This is a genomic window from Streptomyces sp. NPDC060035 (assembly GCF_042736635.1).
Lineage (GTDB): Bacteria > Actinomycetota > Actinomycetes > Streptomycetales > Streptomycetaceae > Streptomyces.
This window is the reverse complement of the sequence record NZ_JBHWVO010000015.1, coordinates 67,192-83,592: the sequence shown is the minus strand read 5'-3', so window position 1 is coordinate 83,592 and position 16,401 is coordinate 67,192. Positions and strand designations below refer to the sequence as shown.

The following is a 16,401-nucleotide window of genomic DNA, read 5'->3' as shown; positions in this document are numbered from 1 at the left end:
GTCTGCTAGCTCCCTCGGTAAACGGAGTAGCCGAACGGGTTGAGCAGCAGCGGTACGTGGTAGTGCTCGCCCGGCATGACGGCGAATGCGATCGCCACCTCCGGGAAAAACGCACCGCTGTCCCTTACGCGGGGGGCGTCCTGCTGCGCCTCGGCTTGCTTCTGACTGGTGAAGTACGACTCGGTGTCGAAGACGAGCCGCACGTGGGTGGTGCCTTCCGGCAGGGCCGGCAGGTCCTTGCAGCGCCCGTCCGCGTCGGTCGCGGATCCGCCGAGCGTCACGTACTGCGCGTCGCCGCCGCTACGGGCGGCGAGGGAGACAGTGACTGCTGCGGCGGGGCGGCCGATGCTGGTGTCCAGGATGTGGGTGGACACCGATGCGGTGGTTTCGGTGCTCAAGGCCGTCACGCTCCTTGTTCTGGGGGGTCCTGTACGAGGCGGGTCAGCCGGATGTGGTTGATCTTGCCCAGTTCGGTGCGCACGATCTCGCGCTCCTGCTCGGACGAGTTCCCGATCCGGGACTTCACCGCGTCGCGCATCTGCTCGCCGGTGGCCCCGGTGGCGCAGATCAGGAAGACGTGGCCGAATCGTTCCTGGTAGGCCAGGTTCAGTTCGAGCATCTCGGTCCTGAGCTCCTCGGACGCTCCGGCCATCCCCCGCTGTTCACGGGCGGAGGCCGGATCCCCCGGCTTCGGGCGGCCGATCGGCGGATGGCCTGCCATCGCTTCGGCCAGATCCTCCGGGGAGAGCTCCGCCATGGCGGCGTCGCTCGTGGAGAACAGGGCTTCTGCGGTGGCGTACGGCCGGCGGGCGAGGACGGTGCTCCCCCACGCCGCACTGGCGCACACCTCGTGCAGCGCGGCAGCGGCCTCGCCGGCCGCCAGGGTGTTGAACCGGGCCAGGCCCGGTGTGGAGCTCGAAGTCACGGGAGCCTCCGTGGCTGTTTTTCGCTGTGCGTTGTACGGGCTGCGGATAGCTAACGCCTTTCACAACATCACGTCAACAGTTTGTTGAAATTCTGCGAACGCGGAGAGCCGCCGTCCCGGCATCCGGACAGCGGCTCTCTGTGGGATCGGCTCACCCTTCGGTCAACTACTCACCCTTGGTGCCGTTTTCACGGTTGAGGTAGTTGTAGACGGTGAAGCGGCTGACCCCCAGGGCGCCCGCCACGGTCTCCACGCCATGCCGCACGGCGAAGGCACCGCGTGCCTCCAGAGTCCGCACGATCCGCTGTTTGGTCTTACGGTCCAGGTCGGCGAGCGGCATTCCGTGCCGCCGCTCCATCCCGGCCAGAATGTGGTCGAGCGAGTCGGAGAGCTGCGGAAGCCTCACGGCTATGACGTCCTGCCCCTCCCAGGCGAGCACCACGTCGTCGGCCTCCGCCTGCTCGGGCCCCAGCAGCTCGGCGCCCATGGCGTCGACGAGCGGCTTCACCGCGGCGACCAGGGGGTGGTCCGCCTGCCCGGTCACGGGGTGTCCTCCCCGATCACGTTGACCTGCAGCGAGACCCGGGTGGCACCCGATGCCAGGGCCTTGCGCAGCAGGGAGTCCACCGCCGTGAGGACCTGGTCGGCGCCGCCCTCCGCCGTGTTGCCGAACGGACCGACATCCACTGCGTCCAGCTCGGCCGTCCGGATCACCTCACGGGCCACCACCGCATGGGCGGGCGCCTCGTCGAGATCGAAGGGCTCGGTGGTGAATTCCACCCTCAAGCGCACGGTGCCTCCCTCATGTCCCCGCCGCGGTCGTCGGCTCGCACGGCTGGCTCCCGACCCTAAGGCACAGCGGTCAGGAGCCCGACTGGATGTCCCCCCGGGTGGAGGAGGTGATCGGGTCGCCGTGCGCGAAGTCGCCGGGCGGGATGCCGGGGTGGTGCCCGTCCCTGACCAGCCCCGCCGCGGCAGCCGCCGGGCCGAGCGCGAGCCGGGAGACGATCCGGTACCGGTCGCCCCGGTAGAGCGAGTGGACGTACTCGACGGGCCTGCCGGTGGTGTCCGAGGTCAGCCGCTCGAAGAGGAGCGCCGGGGACAGCTCCGGGACCTCCAGGAGCCGTGCCTCCGCCCGGGTGACGACGGTGGGCTCGATGGCCTGGACCGCCTCGTGGACATGCACGTGGTGGGTGTCCCGCAGATGCTCGTACAGGTCGCCGCTCTCCAGCTCCTGGGCGGACAGGCCGGGGACGAGCGCCGCCCTGATGTGCAGATGCTCGATGGCCATCGGTGCACCGTCGACCAGGCGCAGCCGGGCGACGTACACGATCTCCTCGGCGGGCGACATCCGCAGCTTTCGGCCGACCCGGGCGCCGGCCTGGAGGGTGGTGAACTCCAGCAGTCGGCTCGACCATGCTCCGGCCGCCTGCGGGACGCTCAGGGCGAGGTCGGCGGAGACGAGCTCCTGGGTGATCTTCTCGGGTGCGACGAACATGCCGCGGCCGTGTTCGCGGACCAGGAGCCCGGCGGCCACCAGCTCGTCGATCGCGGCGCGCACGGTGGGCCGGGACACGCCGAGCAGGGCGCAGAGGGCGCGCTCGGAGGGAATGGCGTCCCCCGGGCTGCGCGACTCGATGAGTTCCAGGACGGCGTCGCGGGCCCGCTCCCGTTTGAGCACCGTCCCCGGTACGTCGGCTGCCATGCCCTCCCCCTTCTGACGTCACGTTTCTCTTACCAGTTGACCAAGCGGCGGCTACTGGTCAGGGCAGTGTAGCCGTCCTTCGGGACGAGGACAGAGGACTCCGGCACCCAGAGATCACCAAAGGCCCTTTGTACACAAGGGGTTGACGGTCCCATTGGTCTATGCCACCTTCATCCACCATCAAGAGGTGAGCTGTCCAGTGGGCTTCACTGGTCAGGTGGTCAGGTCCTGCTCCCGTTGAGGTGAACCGTGAAGTACCGCTTGCTTGCCGGTGGTTCCGCGCTTGTGATGGCCGCCGCACTCAGTGCCTGTAGTACCTCCTCCGACGACGCCGGTGAGGCCGGGGGTGTGGCAACGGTCGACGTCTGGCTGATGCGCGACAGCGTCTCGGCCACGTTCCAGAAGGAGTTCGTCAAGGGCTTCGAGGCTCAGCACCCGGAGATCAAGGTCAAGATCCAGATCCAGGAGTGGGACGGTATCGGCCAGAAGATCACCGCGGCACTGGCCAGCAACGACGCCCCGGACGTGATCGAGGCGGGCAACACCCAGGTGGCGCAGTTCGCCGAGAGCGGCGGGCTGCTGGACCTCAGCGACAAGAAGACCGAGCTGAACGGCACGGACTGGCTGAAGGGCCTCGCCGAGCCCGGCTCGTACAAGGGGAAGCAGTACGGCATCCCCTACTACGCGGCCAACCGGGTCGTCATCTACCGCACGGACCTCTTCGACAAGGCCGGGGTCGACGCCGCCGCGATCACCACGCGCGGCCAGTGGATCGACGCCACCACCAAGCTCAACAAGGGCGGTACGCAGGGGATCTACCTGCCCGGCCAGCTCTGGTACGCACTGGGCGGTTTCATCTGGGACGAGGGCGGCGACTTCGCCACCGAGTCGGGCGGCACGTGGAAGGGCGCGCTGAACACGCCCGAGGCGCTTCGCGGCATGGAGTTCTACGCACAGCTCCAGGCGCTCGGCAAGGGCCCCAAGGACTCCGACGAGGACGATCCGCCGCAGGCCGAAGTGATGGCGCAGGGGCAGGTGGCCCAGGTCATCTCCACCCCGGGCGGAGCGAACGTGGTCATGGAGAACAACCCCGAGCTCAAGGGCAAGCTCGGCTTCTTCCCGATCCCGGGCAAGACCGCCGGCACGCCGGGCGCCGTGTTCACCGGCGGATCCGATCTGGTCGTGCCCGCCGCGGCCGGCCACCCCGACGAGGCGCTGACGTTCATCAAGGAGCTGACGGGCGACACCTGGCAGAAGAAGCTCGCCGTGGCCATGAGCTACGTACCCAACCGGACCACGCTGGCCTCGTCCGTGGCCGGCGACCCGGGTGCCTCCGCGATGGCGGTCGGCGCGGCGAACGGCCACGCGACGCCCAACACGCCCGGCTGGGCCGCGGTGGAGGCGGAGAACCCGATCAAGGACTACATGACCGCGGTTCTCACCGGCCGCGACGCCGCGAAGGAGGCGGCCAAGGCCTCGGCCGACATCACCCGGGCCATGAACGCCGGCTCCTGACCGGCCCGTTCCTTCCCCTCACCGAAAGGAGGCCTGCCGTGCCGGTCGTCCGCGAACGGACCGCACCACGCACCCGACTCCCCGCGGGAGCACCGCCGGGGCGGCGGCCCCGCCCCTCGCACAACCTCTGGCCGTACGCCCTGATCGCCCCCGCGATCGGCGGCATGCTCTACCTGCTCGTGTACCCGCTCGCACGGGCCGTGCTGATCTCCCTGCAGGACTTCCGGCTCCGCCAACTGATCAGCGGGGACGCGGAGTTCGTCGGACTCCGGAACTACCGGACGCTGCTGGCCGACCCGCGGTTCTGGGAGGTGGTCGGCCGCACCTTCGTCTTCATGGCCGTCAACGTCGTACTGATCATGGTCATCGCCACCCTGGTCGCGCTGATGACGGAGCGGCTCGGCCGGGCCGGGCGCACCACGGTCCTGTGCGCGCTGGTGCTCGCCTGGGCCATGCCGGTGGTCGCGGCCACCACGGTCTTCCAGTGGCTGTTCCACTCCGAATTCGGCGTCGTCAACTGGCTGTTGACCTCGCTCGGCTTCGGCTCGTTCGACCGGTACCCGTGGTTCGCGAACGGTACGGCGGCCTTCGTGATCCTCGTCGTACTGATCGTGTGGCAGTCCGTGCCGTTCGCGGCGATCACCCTCTACTCGGCGCTCACCACCGTGCCCGCCGAGCTCTACGAGTCGGCCCGCCTCGACGGTGCGTCCGGCGTCCGGATCTTCCGCTCGGTCACCTTCCCGATGCTCCGGCCGATCTTCATGCTGGTCTTCTCGCTGGAGGTGATCTGGACCTTCAAGGCGTTCGTGCAGATCTGGGTGATGACCCGCGGCGGTCCTGGCGACGCCACCACGATCCTGCCCGTGTACGCCGTCCAGACGGCGCTCTCCAGCCAGCGCTACGACCTGGGTTCCGCCGCTTCGATGGTCACCGTGGTCCTGATGTCCGGGGTGCTCGTCCTCTACTTCCGTCAGATGTTCCGCCAGGAGGACGAACTCCGATGACCCTGCTACGCCCCCGGATCCGGCGGATCCCGCTGAACGCCGCCGCTGCGGTGACCGTCGTCGTCTGCCTCTTCCCCGTGTACTGGATGATCTCGACGGCCTTCAAGCCGTCCCGGGACATCCAGTCGGCGGACCCGCAGCTCATTCCGTACACCTGGACGCTGGACCACTTCCGGCGGGCCGTACAGGCCGACGGGTTCGAGCTGTTCTGGCGCAACAGCATCCTGGTCACACTCGGCGCGGTCCTGCTGGCGCTGGTCGTGGCGCTCGGCTCCGCGTTCGCCGTCGCCAGGATGAGATGGAAGGGCCGGCGGCAGTTCATGCTGCTGGTCTTCATCGCCCAGATGGCGCCCTGGGAGTCGCTGATCATCCCCATCTACATCATCTCCCGCGACACGGACATGCTCGACCGGCTGCCGACGCTGACCCTGGTCTACTTCATGATCACGCTGCCGTTCACGATCGTGGTGCTGCGGGGCTTCATCGCGACCATTCCGCCCGAGCTGGAGGAGGCGGCGCAGGTCGACGGGTGCACCCGGACCGGCGCCTTCAGACGGGTGGCACTGCCCCTTCTCGCCCCGGGCCTGATGGCGACGTCGCTCTTCGGCTTCATCACCGCCTGGAACGAGTTCGCGTACGCCAACTTCCTGATCATCAAGCAGCAGGACAACCGCACCCTGCCGGTCTGGCTTTCCTCCTTCCAGAACACCTTCGGCACGGACTGGGGCGCCACCATGGCCGCCTCCACGCTCTTCGCCCTGCCCGCACTGGTGATCTTTCTGCTCCTCCAGCGCCATGTCACCTCCGGCTTCGCGGCCGGCGCCGTCAAGGGCTGACCTCGTCGCCGACCCCGCGAACCGCCCGAGATCCGAATCCGGAGGCCCCCGTGCCCGCATCACGTCCCGAGCTCTCCCTCGTACCCCGGCCCCGTAAGGTCTCGCCCCGTCCCGGCCGCTTCGTCCTCGACCGTGACACCTGCGTCCGGGCCCTGCCGGGCGCCGAGGCGGCGGCCGAGCTGCTGCGTACGCTGCTGGGCCCGGCCACCGGCCTGCCGCTGGCCCCCGCGGCCGACGGCCGGATCGTCCTGGCGCTCGACCCGCAGCTCGGCGGGCTCGGCGACGAGGGGTACGGCCTCACCGTCGGACCGCAGGCACTGCTGCTGCGGTCCGCCCGGCCGACCGGCCTGCTCCGCGGCGTGCAGACCATCCGTCAGCTCCTGCCTCCCGAGGCCCTTTCGGGCGGTGCACGGGCCGCGTCCTGGGAGCTGCCGTGCGTCGAGATCAGCGACGTGCCGCGGTACCCCTGGCGCGGCGCGATGCTCGATGTGGCCCGGCACTTCCAGCCCGTCTCCTATCTGCGCCGGTACGTCGACCTCCTGGCCTTCCACAAGCTCAACACCCTCCATCTGCACCTCACCGACGACCAGGGCTGGCGCATGCCCGTGGACGCCTTTCCGCGGCTGACCTCGGTCGGGGGCCACCGGGCCCAGTCCCTGGCCGACGGTGTCCCGCACTCGGGGGCGTACACCAAGCAGGAGCTGCGGGACCTGGTCAGCCATGCCGCGGCCCGCGGGGTGAGGGTCGTACCCGAGATCGAGATGCCCGGTCATGTGCGCGCGGCCCTCGCCGCCTACCCCGAGCTGGGCAATCACCCGGGCCGGAATCTCGATGTCTGGACCAGGTGGGGCGTCTGCGACACCGTGCTCGGCGTCCACGAACAGGTCTTCGACTTCTGCCGGACCGTGCTGGAGGAGGTCATGGACGTCTTCCCGTCCCCGTACATCCACATCGGCGGCGAGGAGTGCCCGACCACGGAATGGGAGAACAGTCCCGCGGCCCGCGACCGGGCGGCGGCCGAGGGTCTCAACGGTCCCGGGGCGCTGCACGGCTGGTTCATGGGCAGGATCGGGTCGTTCCTCGTGGAGCGGGAGCGCAGGCCCACGGGCTGGGCGGAGACCGGCACCGAACTCCCCCTCGACTTCACGGTGATGACCTGGCGCGACCCGGCCCACGCCCGTGCCGCCGCCCGCCGCGGCCACCGGGTGGTCAGCGCGCACCACCGTGCCACGTACCTCGACTACGCCCAGTCCACGGATCCGGGCGAGCCGCCCGCGCAGCCGGGTGCCCCCGTCGATCTGCACACGGTGTACGGCAACGAGCCGGCGCCGCAGGAGTGGGAGGCCGACGAGGCCGCGCACATCCTGGGCACCCAGGCGCAGTTGTGGACCGAGTACGTGAGGACTCCGGACCGGATCGAGTACCTCACCTACCCCCGCCTGTGCGCCCTGGCCGACCGCGCCTGGTCCGGCAGCAGCAGCGACTGGACGGGGTTCGTCGAGCGGCTGCGCCACCACACCGCGCGTCTGGACGCCCTCGGTGTCCCCTACCGCCCCCTGACCCCGCGGTCCCTCATGACCGCCTCCGCAGGTACAGCGCCAACCCCTCGGTAGTTCATCCCCCACCACCGTTCCGGAGAGGAACATCCCCATGAGGAAGACCGACAGGAGCCGGATCCGTACGGCGGCGGCTGCGGCCGTCACCGTGGCGCTGGGCTGTACCGCCCTCACCGCCCTGCCCGCGACCGCCGGCGCCGCTGCCGCCGACGGGCTCGTCGTCCAGTACCGCACGAGTGCGTCCGGGGCGACGGCCGACCAGAGCGAACCCTGGCTGAAGGTGCGCAACACGGGCAGTACGAGCGTGCCGCTCAGCAACGTCAAGGTGCGGTACTACTTCAAGGCCGATTCGGCGTCCACGGCCTACCGGTTCGCCTGCTCCTGGGCGGTGAAGGGCTGCGGGAACATCACCGGGACGTTCGGGACGCTCGCCGATCCGACTGCCGACGCCGACCGCTACCTGGAGATCACCTTCACCTCGGGCGCGGGCTCGCTGGCCCCCGGCGCGGACACCGGGGACATGCAGCTGCGCTTCCACCGGGCGGACTGGCAGTCGCTGCGGCAGAGCGACGACTATTCCTTCGGCGCCGAGCGGACCGCGTACGGCGACTGGTCCAGGATCACCGCCCAGCTGGGCGGGGTCACGGCCTGGGGCGAGGCTCCCGGGGGCAACGGCCCGACGGACCCGACCGATCCTCCCACCGATCCGCCGGCCGACGGGCCCACGCTGTTCGACGACTTCGACTACAGCGGCCACACGGACCCGAGGATCGCGGCGCACGGCTGGAGCGTCCGCTCGAACTCCGGCGGTCCGGGTGTACCGGGTGCCGTCTGGGCGCCCGAGAACGTCACCTTCAGCAGCCAGAGCGGCAATTCGGTGATGAACCTGGAGACGTCCACGGCGGGTACCGGTGCATCGACGGAGCAGACGGAGATCCTCACGCAGGCCATGAAGTTCCGCAACGGCACCTATGCGGCCCGGGTGAAGTTCAGCGATGCCCCCCGGTCCGGGCCCGACGGCGACCACCTCGTCCAGACGTTCTTCACCATCAACGATCTCAGGGCGCCGATGGCGGACGACTACGCGGAGTACGACTTCGAGTACCTGCCCAACGGCGGCTGGGGCGAGCCGGCCAACATCCTCTACACCACGTCGTGGGAGACCTACCGCCCCGATCCGTGGGAGGCCGTCAACCAGCACAGCGAGGCACGGCAGAGCTATGCCGGCTGGCACGACCTGGTGCTGACCATCGACGGCAGCGCCATCACGTACTACATCGACGGTCAGCACTTCGGCACGCACGGGGCGGCGTATCTGCCAGAGCGGCCGATGTCGATCAACTTCAACCAGTGGCTGATCGATCTGGCGGGCCAGAGCAGCACCACGCCCCGCTCCTACGACCAGCAGGTGGACTACGTCCTGCATGTGAAGGACCAGGTCCTCTCCCCGGCCCAGGTGTCCGCACTGGTGGGCAAGTACCGCACGGCGGGCACGGCATTCCAGGACACGGTGCCGGCCGGCTGACCCGGCGGGTGTGACCGGCGGCGGGGTGGAGGGCGGGCGGCCTCCACCCCGCTTCGGCATGTCCGGAAGCCAGGAGCCCCCTTGACAGCTCTGCCACCTTCCAGGCAATCTTCCGTTAAGCAGAAACTAACTTCCGCAATACGGAAGGAGCGCATGATGGGTTACTCGGACCAGCGCTTCGATGTGAACCTCTCGATCCTCTTCACCGAACTCCCGCTCCTGGAGCGCCCCGCGGCAGCCGCCGCTGCGGGCTTCACCGCGGTCGAGCTCTGGTGGCCCTGGACGGAGACCCCCACCCCCGTGCAGGCCGAACTCGACGCCCTGAAGGGGGCGCTCGACGACGCGGGCACCCAGTTGGTGGGGCTGAACTTCTACGCGGGGCAGCTGCCAGGCCCCGACCGCGGCGCGCTCTCCGTGCCCGGCGCGGAGTCGGACCGCTTCCGCGCCAACATCGCGGTGGCGACCGAATTCGCCGCCTCGGTCGGCTGCCGGGCGCTCAATGCGCTGTACGGCAACCGCGTCGACGGAGTGGACCCGGCCGTGCAGGACGCGCTCGCCCTGGAGAACCTGACCGCCGCCGCCCGCGCGGCCGACGGGATCGGGGCCACCCTCCTGATCGAGACCCTCAACGAGCCGGAGTCGCCCCGCTACCCGCTGGTGAGCGCACCGGCGGCGATCGAGGTCGTCGACCGGGTCAACGAGGCGACGGGGCTGGGGAACGCCGCATTCCTGCTGGACCTCTACCACCTGTCGATGAACGGCGAGGACCTCGGCCAGGTGATCAAGGCGTACGCCGCGAAGACCGGCCACGTCCAGATCGCCGACAACCCGGGGCGCGGCGCTCCCGGCACCGGCTCGCTCCCGCTGGAGCAGCTCCTCGACGAGCTGGCGCAGGCCGGCTACGCGGGCCGGGTCGGCCTGGAGTACAAGCCGGGCGACCGGCCGAGCGCGGAATCCTTCGGCTGGCTCCCCGCCGGCCACCGGTCCTAGCGCGCGCCGGCCCTCCCCTACACACGTTTATCGGAAGGCACCCTCATGAGCAGCAACCTCCCCAAGGTCGCGTGGATCGGGCTCGGCATCATGGGCTCGCCCATGTCGGAGAACCTCATCAAGACCGGGTACGAGGTCACCGGCTACACCCTGGAGCAGGACAAGGTCGACCGGCTGGTCGCGGCGGGCGGCACGGGTGCCGCCTCGATCGCCGACGCCGTACGCGACGCCGACGTCGTCATCACGATGGTGCCCGCGTCCCCGCAGGTCGAGGCCATCGCGTACGGTCCCGACGGCATCCTGGAGAACGCGCGGCCGGGCGCACTGCTGATCGACATGTCCTCGATCACGCCGCAGACCTCCGTGGACCTGGCGAGGAACGCGAAGGACAAGGGCATCCGCGTACTGGACGCCCCGGTCTCCGGTGGTGAGGCCGGCGCGATCGAGGCCGTGCTGTCCATCATGGTCGGCGGCGAGCAGGGCGACTTCGACGCCGCGCAGCCGCTCCTGAACGCTCTGGGCAGGACGATCGTGCTGTGCGGACCGCACGGCTCCGGCCAGACGGTGAAGGCCGCCAACCAGCTGATCGTCGCAGTCAACATCCAGGCGTGCGCCGAGGCCGTGGTCTTCCTGGAGAAGTCCGGCGTCGACCTGGCCGCAGCCCTCGACGTCCTGAACGGCGGGCTGGCAGGCTCGACGGTCCTGACCCGCAAGAAGGACAACTTCCTCAAGCGGGACTTCGCTCCGGGCTTCCGGATCGACCTGCACCACAAGGACATGGGCATCGTCACGGACGCCGCCCGGAACGTCGGTGCCGCGCTGCCCGTCGGCGCGGTCGTGGCCCAGCTGGTCGCTTCACTGCGCGCACAGGGCGACGGCGGCCTGGACCACTCGGCACTGCTGCGCTCCGTCGAACGCCTCTCCGGCTCCGAGGTCTGACACCCCCGGCCCTGATCAGGGCCCCCTGAACTCCGGGTCGCGGTGGCGCTGACACCTGTCCTGTCGCGCCCAGGCGCCGCCGCGGCCCGGAATCATCTCCTCCAATTTCAACAAACTGTTGACGTTCCGTTCCCGGCGAATCTACGCTCCTGGGGCCGTCAGCAGCCCCAGTACGGAAGGTCTCCATGTCGAAGCGTGTGCTCACGACCGAGTCAGGCGCCCCGGTCGCCGACAACCAGAACTCCGCCACGGCCGGCGCCGGTGGGCCGGTCCTCCTCCAGGACCAGCACCTGCTGGAGAAGCTCGCCCGCTTCAACCGCGAGCGCATCCCGGAGCGCGTCGTCCACGCCCGCGGTTCGGGCGCGTACGGCTACTTCGAGGTGACGGACGACGTCACGGGATTCACCCGCGCCGACTTCCTCTCCGAAGTGGGCCGCCGCACCGAGACGTTCATCCGGTTCTCGACGGTCGCCGACTCGCTGGGCGGCGCCGACGCCGTACGGGACCCGAGGGGCTTCGCCCTCAAGTTCTATACGAGCGAGGGAAATTACGACCTCGTCGGCAACAACACCCCGGTGTTCTTCATCAAGGACCCGATCAAGTTCCCCGACTTCATCCACTCGCAGAAGCGCGACCCCTTCACGGGCCGTCAGGAGCCGGACAACGTCTGGGACTTCTGGGCGCATTCTCCCGAGGCGACGCATCAGATCACCTGGCTGATGGGTGACCGCGGCATCCCCGCTTCCTACCGCCACATGAACGGCTTCGGCTCCCACACCTACCAGTGGACCAACGCGGCGGGCGAGGCCTTCTTCGTGAAGTACCACTTCAAGACGAACCAGGGCGTACGCTCCCTCTCCGCCGACCAGGCCGCCGAGCTCGCCGGCAAGGACGCCGCCTCGCACCAGACGGATCTGCTCCAGGCCATCGAGCGCGGGGTCAACCCGTCGTGGACGCTGCACGTGCAGGTCATGCCGGCCGCGGAGGCCGCGGACTACCGCTTCAACCCGTTCGACGTCACCAAAGTGTGGCCGCACAGCGACTATCCGCTGCAGCGGGTGGGCCGCCTGGTGCTCGACCGCAATCCGGACAACGTGTTCGCCGAGGTCGAGCAGGCGGCGTTCTCCCCGAACAACTTCGTGCCGGGCATCGGCCCCTCCCCGGACAAGATGCTCCAGGGACGGCTCTTCGCCTACGCCGATGCGCACCGCTACCGGCTGGGCGTCAACCACACCCAGCTCCCGGTCAACGCACCGAAGGCGGCCGTCGCCGACAACTACGGCCGCGACGGACTGCATGCGACGCGCTACGGCTCGCGCCAGGACAAGAACTACGAGCCCAACTCGTACGCCGGTCCCGCGGAGACCGGCGCGGCCCTGGCCGCCCCGCTGGCCGTCCACGGCTGGACGGGAACGCACGAGGCACCCGCCCACACGAAGGACGACGACTTCTTCCAGGCGGGTGAGCTCTACCGGCTGATGGCGGCGGACGAGAAGGACCGCCTGATCGCCAACATCTCCGGCGGTCTCTCACAGGTCACCCGTGACGATGTGATCGAGAAGAACCTCGCCCACTTCCATGCCGCAGATGCCGAATACGGCACGCGCGTGGAGGAGGCAGTCCGCGCCCTGCGCGAGGACTGAGCCTCCCTCCCCAAGGGCCCTGCCCGTGCCGCACCGCCCGGATGAGGGGTCACGTGCGGCGCGGGCAGGACGAGGCCGCGGCGGCGGACGACGCCAGTGCGGTGGTGAAGGGCCCGGAAGGCCCGGCTTCTGACCTGAAGGAGCCGGGGCGCCCGGCCCGGTCACCGCCGCCGCGGCCCCTGTTGCCGGGGCGCGGTGCACGGCCGACTCCGTGCATCGCGCCCCTTTTTTGCTGCCTCCGGACGCATCATCTGAGTACGGGTACGGATGGATGCCGCCAACTGTGCGCCAACAATGGCCACATGACTAAGACGTGGGCGCCGCGCACCACATCCGGCGGGCGCGGCACCGTCAGATGCCTCCTCGGCCTCCTCCTCTTCCTCGCCGTCCCGGCCTGCTCCTCCGATCACCGCGCCACGAGCCCCGAAGAGGTACGCGAACGTGCGGCCGGCCCGCCGGCGCAGGAGGCTCGGAAGGCGGCCGAGGACTATCTCCGGACCACCGTGCGCGCATACGACAAGGACACCCCCCTTGTCCTCGGCCTGGTCAGGGTGAACGACAGGTGCATCGGCGGAGCGGCGAAGGAGTGGTTCTTCCAGACCGGCGACGACCGGTACAGGATCCGCTGCGACCTGCACATCACCGCTTACTACGGCGCCGACCCGCAGCAGATCGGTGACACCCTGGACGCCGTACTCACCGCCGGCGACCACGACGTCTCCGCGTCTCCCTCGGGCCCGATCCCGTTCGGTCACGACGACTACCGCGGACGCCTCGTCGACTACTACCGGGAACACGGCCCCAACCCGACGGGCCCGGACACCCCGGAACCGGCCCATCTCTTCGCCCCTCCGCAGACCCTGTCCTGGGACACCCTGCGCAGCAGCCCGAAGACGCTGGTCAATGAGTCGGGTCCGTGCACGGAGGACGATCCGCCAGTCACACGGTGCTTGCGCGAGCCGACATCGAGAACGGTCGCAGACCTGCGTCAGCAGCACGGAATGGTTTTCGAACTGGAAATGTCGGCCTCTGATTATTACCAGGTACTGAAGTGAGACCGCGCGCTTCAGGACTGATCTGGGCTTGGCTCCAGAGAGCCCCGCTCAGGGACGATACCTACGGCGTGCCGGAAAACCGGACCGTGACGAGGAGACCGCCGGCGGGGCGGGGGACGAGGTCGAGGGTCCCGCCGTGGGCGCGGACGATGCTGTGCACGATGGCCAGGCCGAGACCGACACCGGCGTGCTCGTCGGTGCGTACGCGTTCCGTTCCGCGCTGGAACGCTTCGGTGAGGGTCGGTACCAGTTCCGGTGGGAGCCGACGGCCCGTGTTCTCGACCCGCAGCACGCTCGTGTCGCCATGCGCCTCGGTGTGGACCGTCACGGTGCCGCCGGTGGGGAGGTTGTGGACGATGGCGTTCTGGACGAGGTTCGTCACCATCCGCAGCAGGAGCTCCGGGGAGCCGCTGGTCCGGGCCGCCCCGCCGGTGCCGTCGAGCGTGATCCGGCGCTGTTCGGCGAGGGGAAGCAGGGTTTCGGCGGCTTCTTCGGCGATGAGGGAGAGGTCGACGCTCTCCCGGGTGAAGGTTCCGCGGTCGCCGCGGCTGAGCAGCAGGAGGGCCTCGGTGAGATCGATCGCCCGCGTATTGACAGCGTGCAGGCGTTCGATGAGTTCGCCCCGGTCCCGCGTGGGGTCCTTGCGGGCGACGTCGAGGAGCGTCCGCGAGATCGCCAGCGGGGTGCGCAGTTCATGGGAGGCGTTCGCGGCGAACCTCTGCTGCTCGGCTACGTGGCACTCGAGTTGTTCGAGCATCGAGTCGAACGCGTCGGAGAGTTCACGGAATTCGTCGTGGCGGCCCTTCATGCGGATCCGGTGGGACAGCGACCCGTTCCCGGCGATCCGTGCCGCATCGGTGATCTGTGTGAGTGGTGCGAGCATCCGGCCGGCGAGGATCCATCCCCCCAGCAGACCGAACACGAGCAGGAAGACCATCGCCACGGCCGCGGCGGGGGCGAAGGTGTGCACAAGGAGGTAGCGGTTGGGCGAGATCCCGAGAAGTCCCTTGGAGTTGTCGGGTACGTAACGCAGCAGGAACACCCACACCACGGCCAGCAGGAGAGCGCCGGCGACGGCGAGGAATCCGGCATAGCTGAGGGTGAGTTTCAGTCGGGCGCTGAGCCCTGGGCGTCTATGCATGCGTACTGCCGGGGTCGGTGGTGCCCCTGCCGGGGGCGATGGTGCCCCTACCGGTGTCGATCCGGTAGCCGACGCCGGGCACCGTGGTGATGATCCATGGTTCGCCGAGCCGTTTGCGCAGTGCGGAGACGGTGATGCGCACGGCGTTGGTGAGGGGGTCGGCGTTCTCGTCCCAGGCCCGTTCCAACAGATCTTCGGAGCTGACGACTCCGCCCTCGGCGGCGACGAGGACTTCCAGCACGGCGAACTGCTTGCGGGTGAGCGCGACGTAGCGTCCGTCGCGGAAGACCTCGCGGCGGAAGGGGTCCAGCCGGAGGCCCGCGATCTCGCTGACCGGAGGGCGGGAGTGCGCGCGCCGGCGGTCGAGTGCCCGCAGCCGCAGGACGAGCTCCCGCAGATCGAACGGTTTGGTGAGGTAGTCGTCCGCGCCGAGCCCGAACCCGGAAGCCTTGTCGTCGATCCGGTCGGCAGCGGTGAGCATGAGGATCGGGGTGCCGCTGCCGGAGGCGACGATACGCCGGGCGACCTCGTCGCCTGAGGGGCCGGGGATGTCGCGGTCGAGGACCGCGAGGTCGTAGGAGTTGACGCTGAGCAGCTCCAGGGCGGAGTCGCCGTCACCGGCGATGTCGGCGGCGATCGCCTCCAGTCGCAGACCGTCACGGACGGCTTCGGCCAGGTAGGGCTCATCCTCCACGATCAGTACGCGCATGTCCGAAGCTTAAGCAGCACAACACATCGCCGACGTATGCCAAGGCGTGTGCACACCGGACACGCGACTCAGCCTGCCGGCACGGAGCGAGGCCGGTCCGACGTCGCTTCCGCCGTACTGCGCCACCAGCGGCGCGACGCCAGCGCGGCCAGCACGGCGCCGGCGGCGTTGACCAGTACGTCGTCCACGGAGGACACCCGGTCCAGCCGCAGGACGTACTGTGCGGTTTCGACCAGGACCGAGCAGCCCGCCCCGAGCGCCAGGATCCGCGGCACGGACGCCGACGCCGCGAACCGCATCGGGGCGAAGAACCCCAGTGCCGCGAAGATCAACAGGTTGCCGACGATCCCGAGCGGCCCCATCGTGACCAGGTCCCGCAGCGGCACCAGGCTCACCCGGGCGGGAACGGTGCCGGCCCCCGCGCCCGGCATCATGGTCATCCACAGGAACGGCACCGTCCCGTGGACCATGCCCACCTCGGCCAGCGACATCCGCCACGCCGATGTGACGCCGGCAGCACGCCGACGGCGCGCCAGTGCCCACGCGACCAGCGCGGCCGGCGGCAGCGCGACCAGGGTCATGAGCACCACACCGTTGAACGTGTCGAAGCAGCCGTGCCACCGCCCGGCCATGCACCTCGGAGCGGACATCAGGAGCGGCCCCCGCACGACGAACAGGGCGCTCGCCATGCCGAGGATCGCCAGGCCGGTGAGCACGATCCTGCGCGTGTGGCGGGGCGGTGCCGACAGGGATGCGGTGTGGTCCATGCCCCTATGGGAGACGAAGGGCTGTTGCGGTGGCGTATGCGATTTTCGATACGCCCGCGATACACGAAATGCCCGGCATCAAGGAACTGGC

At 69.5% G+C, this 16,401-nt stretch carries 17 protein-coding genes; 9 read left to right on the top strand and 8 right to left on the bottom strand.

The features are described from left to right. Window positions 1-5 precede the first annotated feature (5 nt). The 5 genes from uraH to ACFWBQ_RS23350 all read right to left on the bottom strand — a co-directional run bounded on the left by uraH (window position 6) and on the right by ACFWBQ_RS23350 (window position 2,630). Window positions 6-398, bottom strand: a complete 393-nt coding sequence (gene uraH / locus ACFWBQ_RS23370) for a hydroxyisourate hydrolase (protein WP_385492304.1) — start codon at window positions 396-398, stop codon at window positions 6-8. A 5-nt stretch (window positions 399-403) separates the two neighbouring features. Then, window positions 404-925: a 2-oxo-4-hydroxy-4-carboxy-5-ureidoimidazoline decarboxylase gene (gene uraD, locus ACFWBQ_RS23365; protein ID WP_385492301.1), complete on the bottom strand. Its 522-nt coding sequence runs from the start codon at window positions 923-925 to the stop codon at window positions 404-406. Window positions 926-1,091: 166 nt separating this feature from the next. Continuing rightward, window positions 1,092-1,469, bottom strand: a complete 378-nt coding sequence (locus tag ACFWBQ_RS23360; protein ID WP_385492298.1) for a helix-turn-helix domain-containing protein — start codon at window positions 1,467-1,469, stop codon at window positions 1,092-1,094. Continuing rightward, the gene (locus ACFWBQ_RS23355) at window positions 1,466-1,717 is read right to left on the bottom strand and encodes a hypothetical protein (RefSeq protein ID WP_385492295.1); all 252 of its coding nucleotides are present in this window, start codon (window positions 1,715-1,717) and stop codon (window positions 1,466-1,468) included. The genes ACFWBQ_RS23360 and ACFWBQ_RS23355 overlap by 4 nt, the downstream gene beginning before the upstream one ends. Window positions 1,718-1,787: 70 nt before the next feature. Beyond that, window positions 1,788-2,630: a GntR family transcriptional regulator gene (locus ACFWBQ_RS23350; protein ID WP_385492292.1), complete on the bottom strand. Its 843-nt coding sequence runs from the start codon at window positions 2,628-2,630 to the stop codon at window positions 1,788-1,790. Window positions 2,631-2,879: 249 nt separating this feature from the next. Here ACFWBQ_RS23350 and ACFWBQ_RS23345 point away from each other — a divergent pair, with 249 nt between their 5' ends. The 9 genes from ACFWBQ_RS23345 to ACFWBQ_RS23305 all read left to right on the top strand — a co-directional run bounded on the left by ACFWBQ_RS23345 (window position 2,880) and on the right by ACFWBQ_RS23305 (window position 13,693). After that, complete coding sequence (locus tag ACFWBQ_RS23345) at window positions 2,880-4,145, top strand: extracellular solute-binding protein (protein ID WP_385492289.1); 1,266 nt, start codon at window positions 2,880-2,882, stop codon at window positions 4,143-4,145. A 38-nt stretch (window positions 4,146-4,183) separates the two neighbouring features. Then, a complete protein-coding gene (locus ACFWBQ_RS23340; RefSeq protein ID WP_385492286.1) occupies window positions 4,184-5,149 on the top strand; it encodes a carbohydrate ABC transporter permease in 966 nt (321 codons plus the stop codon). Next, window positions 5,146-5,985, top strand: coding sequence for a carbohydrate ABC transporter permease (locus tag ACFWBQ_RS23335; RefSeq protein WP_385492284.1), 840 nt, complete (start codon window positions 5,146-5,148; stop codon window positions 5,983-5,985). Before ACFWBQ_RS23340 ends, ACFWBQ_RS23335 begins: the two co-directional genes overlap by 4 nt. A 50-nt stretch (window positions 5,986-6,035) precedes the next feature. Further along, window positions 6,036-7,598, top strand: coding sequence for a beta-N-acetylhexosaminidase (locus ACFWBQ_RS23330; protein WP_385492281.1), 1,563 nt, complete (start codon window positions 6,036-6,038; stop codon window positions 7,596-7,598). Window positions 7,599-7,635: 37 nt separating this feature from the next. Next, complete coding sequence (locus tag ACFWBQ_RS23325; RefSeq protein WP_385492279.1) at window positions 7,636-9,066, top strand: cellulose binding domain-containing protein; 1,431 nt, start codon at window positions 7,636-7,638, stop codon at window positions 9,064-9,066. Between the two features lie 156 nt (window positions 9,067-9,222). Then, complete coding sequence (locus ACFWBQ_RS23320) at window positions 9,223-10,056, top strand: TIM barrel protein (RefSeq protein ID WP_385492276.1); 834 nt, start codon at window positions 9,223-9,225, stop codon at window positions 10,054-10,056. A gap of 45 nt (window positions 10,057-10,101) precedes the next feature. Continuing rightward, window positions 10,102-10,995, top strand: coding sequence for a 2-hydroxy-3-oxopropionate reductase (locus tag ACFWBQ_RS23315; protein WP_385492273.1), 894 nt, complete (start codon window positions 10,102-10,104; stop codon window positions 10,993-10,995). A gap of 185 nt (window positions 10,996-11,180) precedes the next feature. Beyond that, complete coding sequence (locus ACFWBQ_RS23310) at window positions 11,181-12,638, top strand: catalase (RefSeq protein ID WP_385492270.1); 1,458 nt, start codon at window positions 11,181-11,183, stop codon at window positions 12,636-12,638. Window positions 12,639-12,940: 302 nt separating this feature from the next. After that, the gene (locus tag ACFWBQ_RS23305) at window positions 12,941-13,693 is read left to right on the top strand and encodes a hypothetical protein (RefSeq protein ID WP_385492267.1); all 753 of its coding nucleotides are present in this window, start codon (window positions 12,941-12,943) and stop codon (window positions 13,691-13,693) included. 61 nt (window positions 13,694-13,754) lie between these two features. On the opposite strand, the gene ACFWBQ_RS23300 is transcribed toward ACFWBQ_RS23305, so the two are convergent. The 3 genes from ACFWBQ_RS23300 to ACFWBQ_RS23290 all read right to left on the bottom strand — a co-directional run bounded on the left by ACFWBQ_RS23300 (window position 13,755) and on the right by ACFWBQ_RS23290 (window position 16,310). Continuing rightward, window positions 13,755-14,834: a sensor histidine kinase gene (locus tag ACFWBQ_RS23300; protein ID WP_385492264.1), complete on the bottom strand. Its 1,080-nt coding sequence runs from the start codon at window positions 14,832-14,834 to the stop codon at window positions 13,755-13,757. Beyond that, window positions 14,827-15,543 carry a response regulator transcription factor gene (locus ACFWBQ_RS23295; RefSeq protein ID WP_385492261.1) on the bottom strand — a complete coding sequence of 239 codons (717 nt, stop codon included), beginning with the start codon at window positions 15,541-15,543 and terminating at the stop codon, window positions 14,827-14,829. The genes ACFWBQ_RS23300 and ACFWBQ_RS23295 overlap by 8 nt, the downstream gene beginning before the upstream one ends. Before the next feature lie 68 nt (window positions 15,544-15,611). Further along, entirely contained in the window at window positions 15,612-16,310 is a 699-nt protein-coding gene (locus ACFWBQ_RS23290) for a VanZ family protein (protein ID WP_385492258.1), read from the bottom strand. Between the last annotated feature and the right edge of the window lie 91 nt (window positions 16,311-16,401).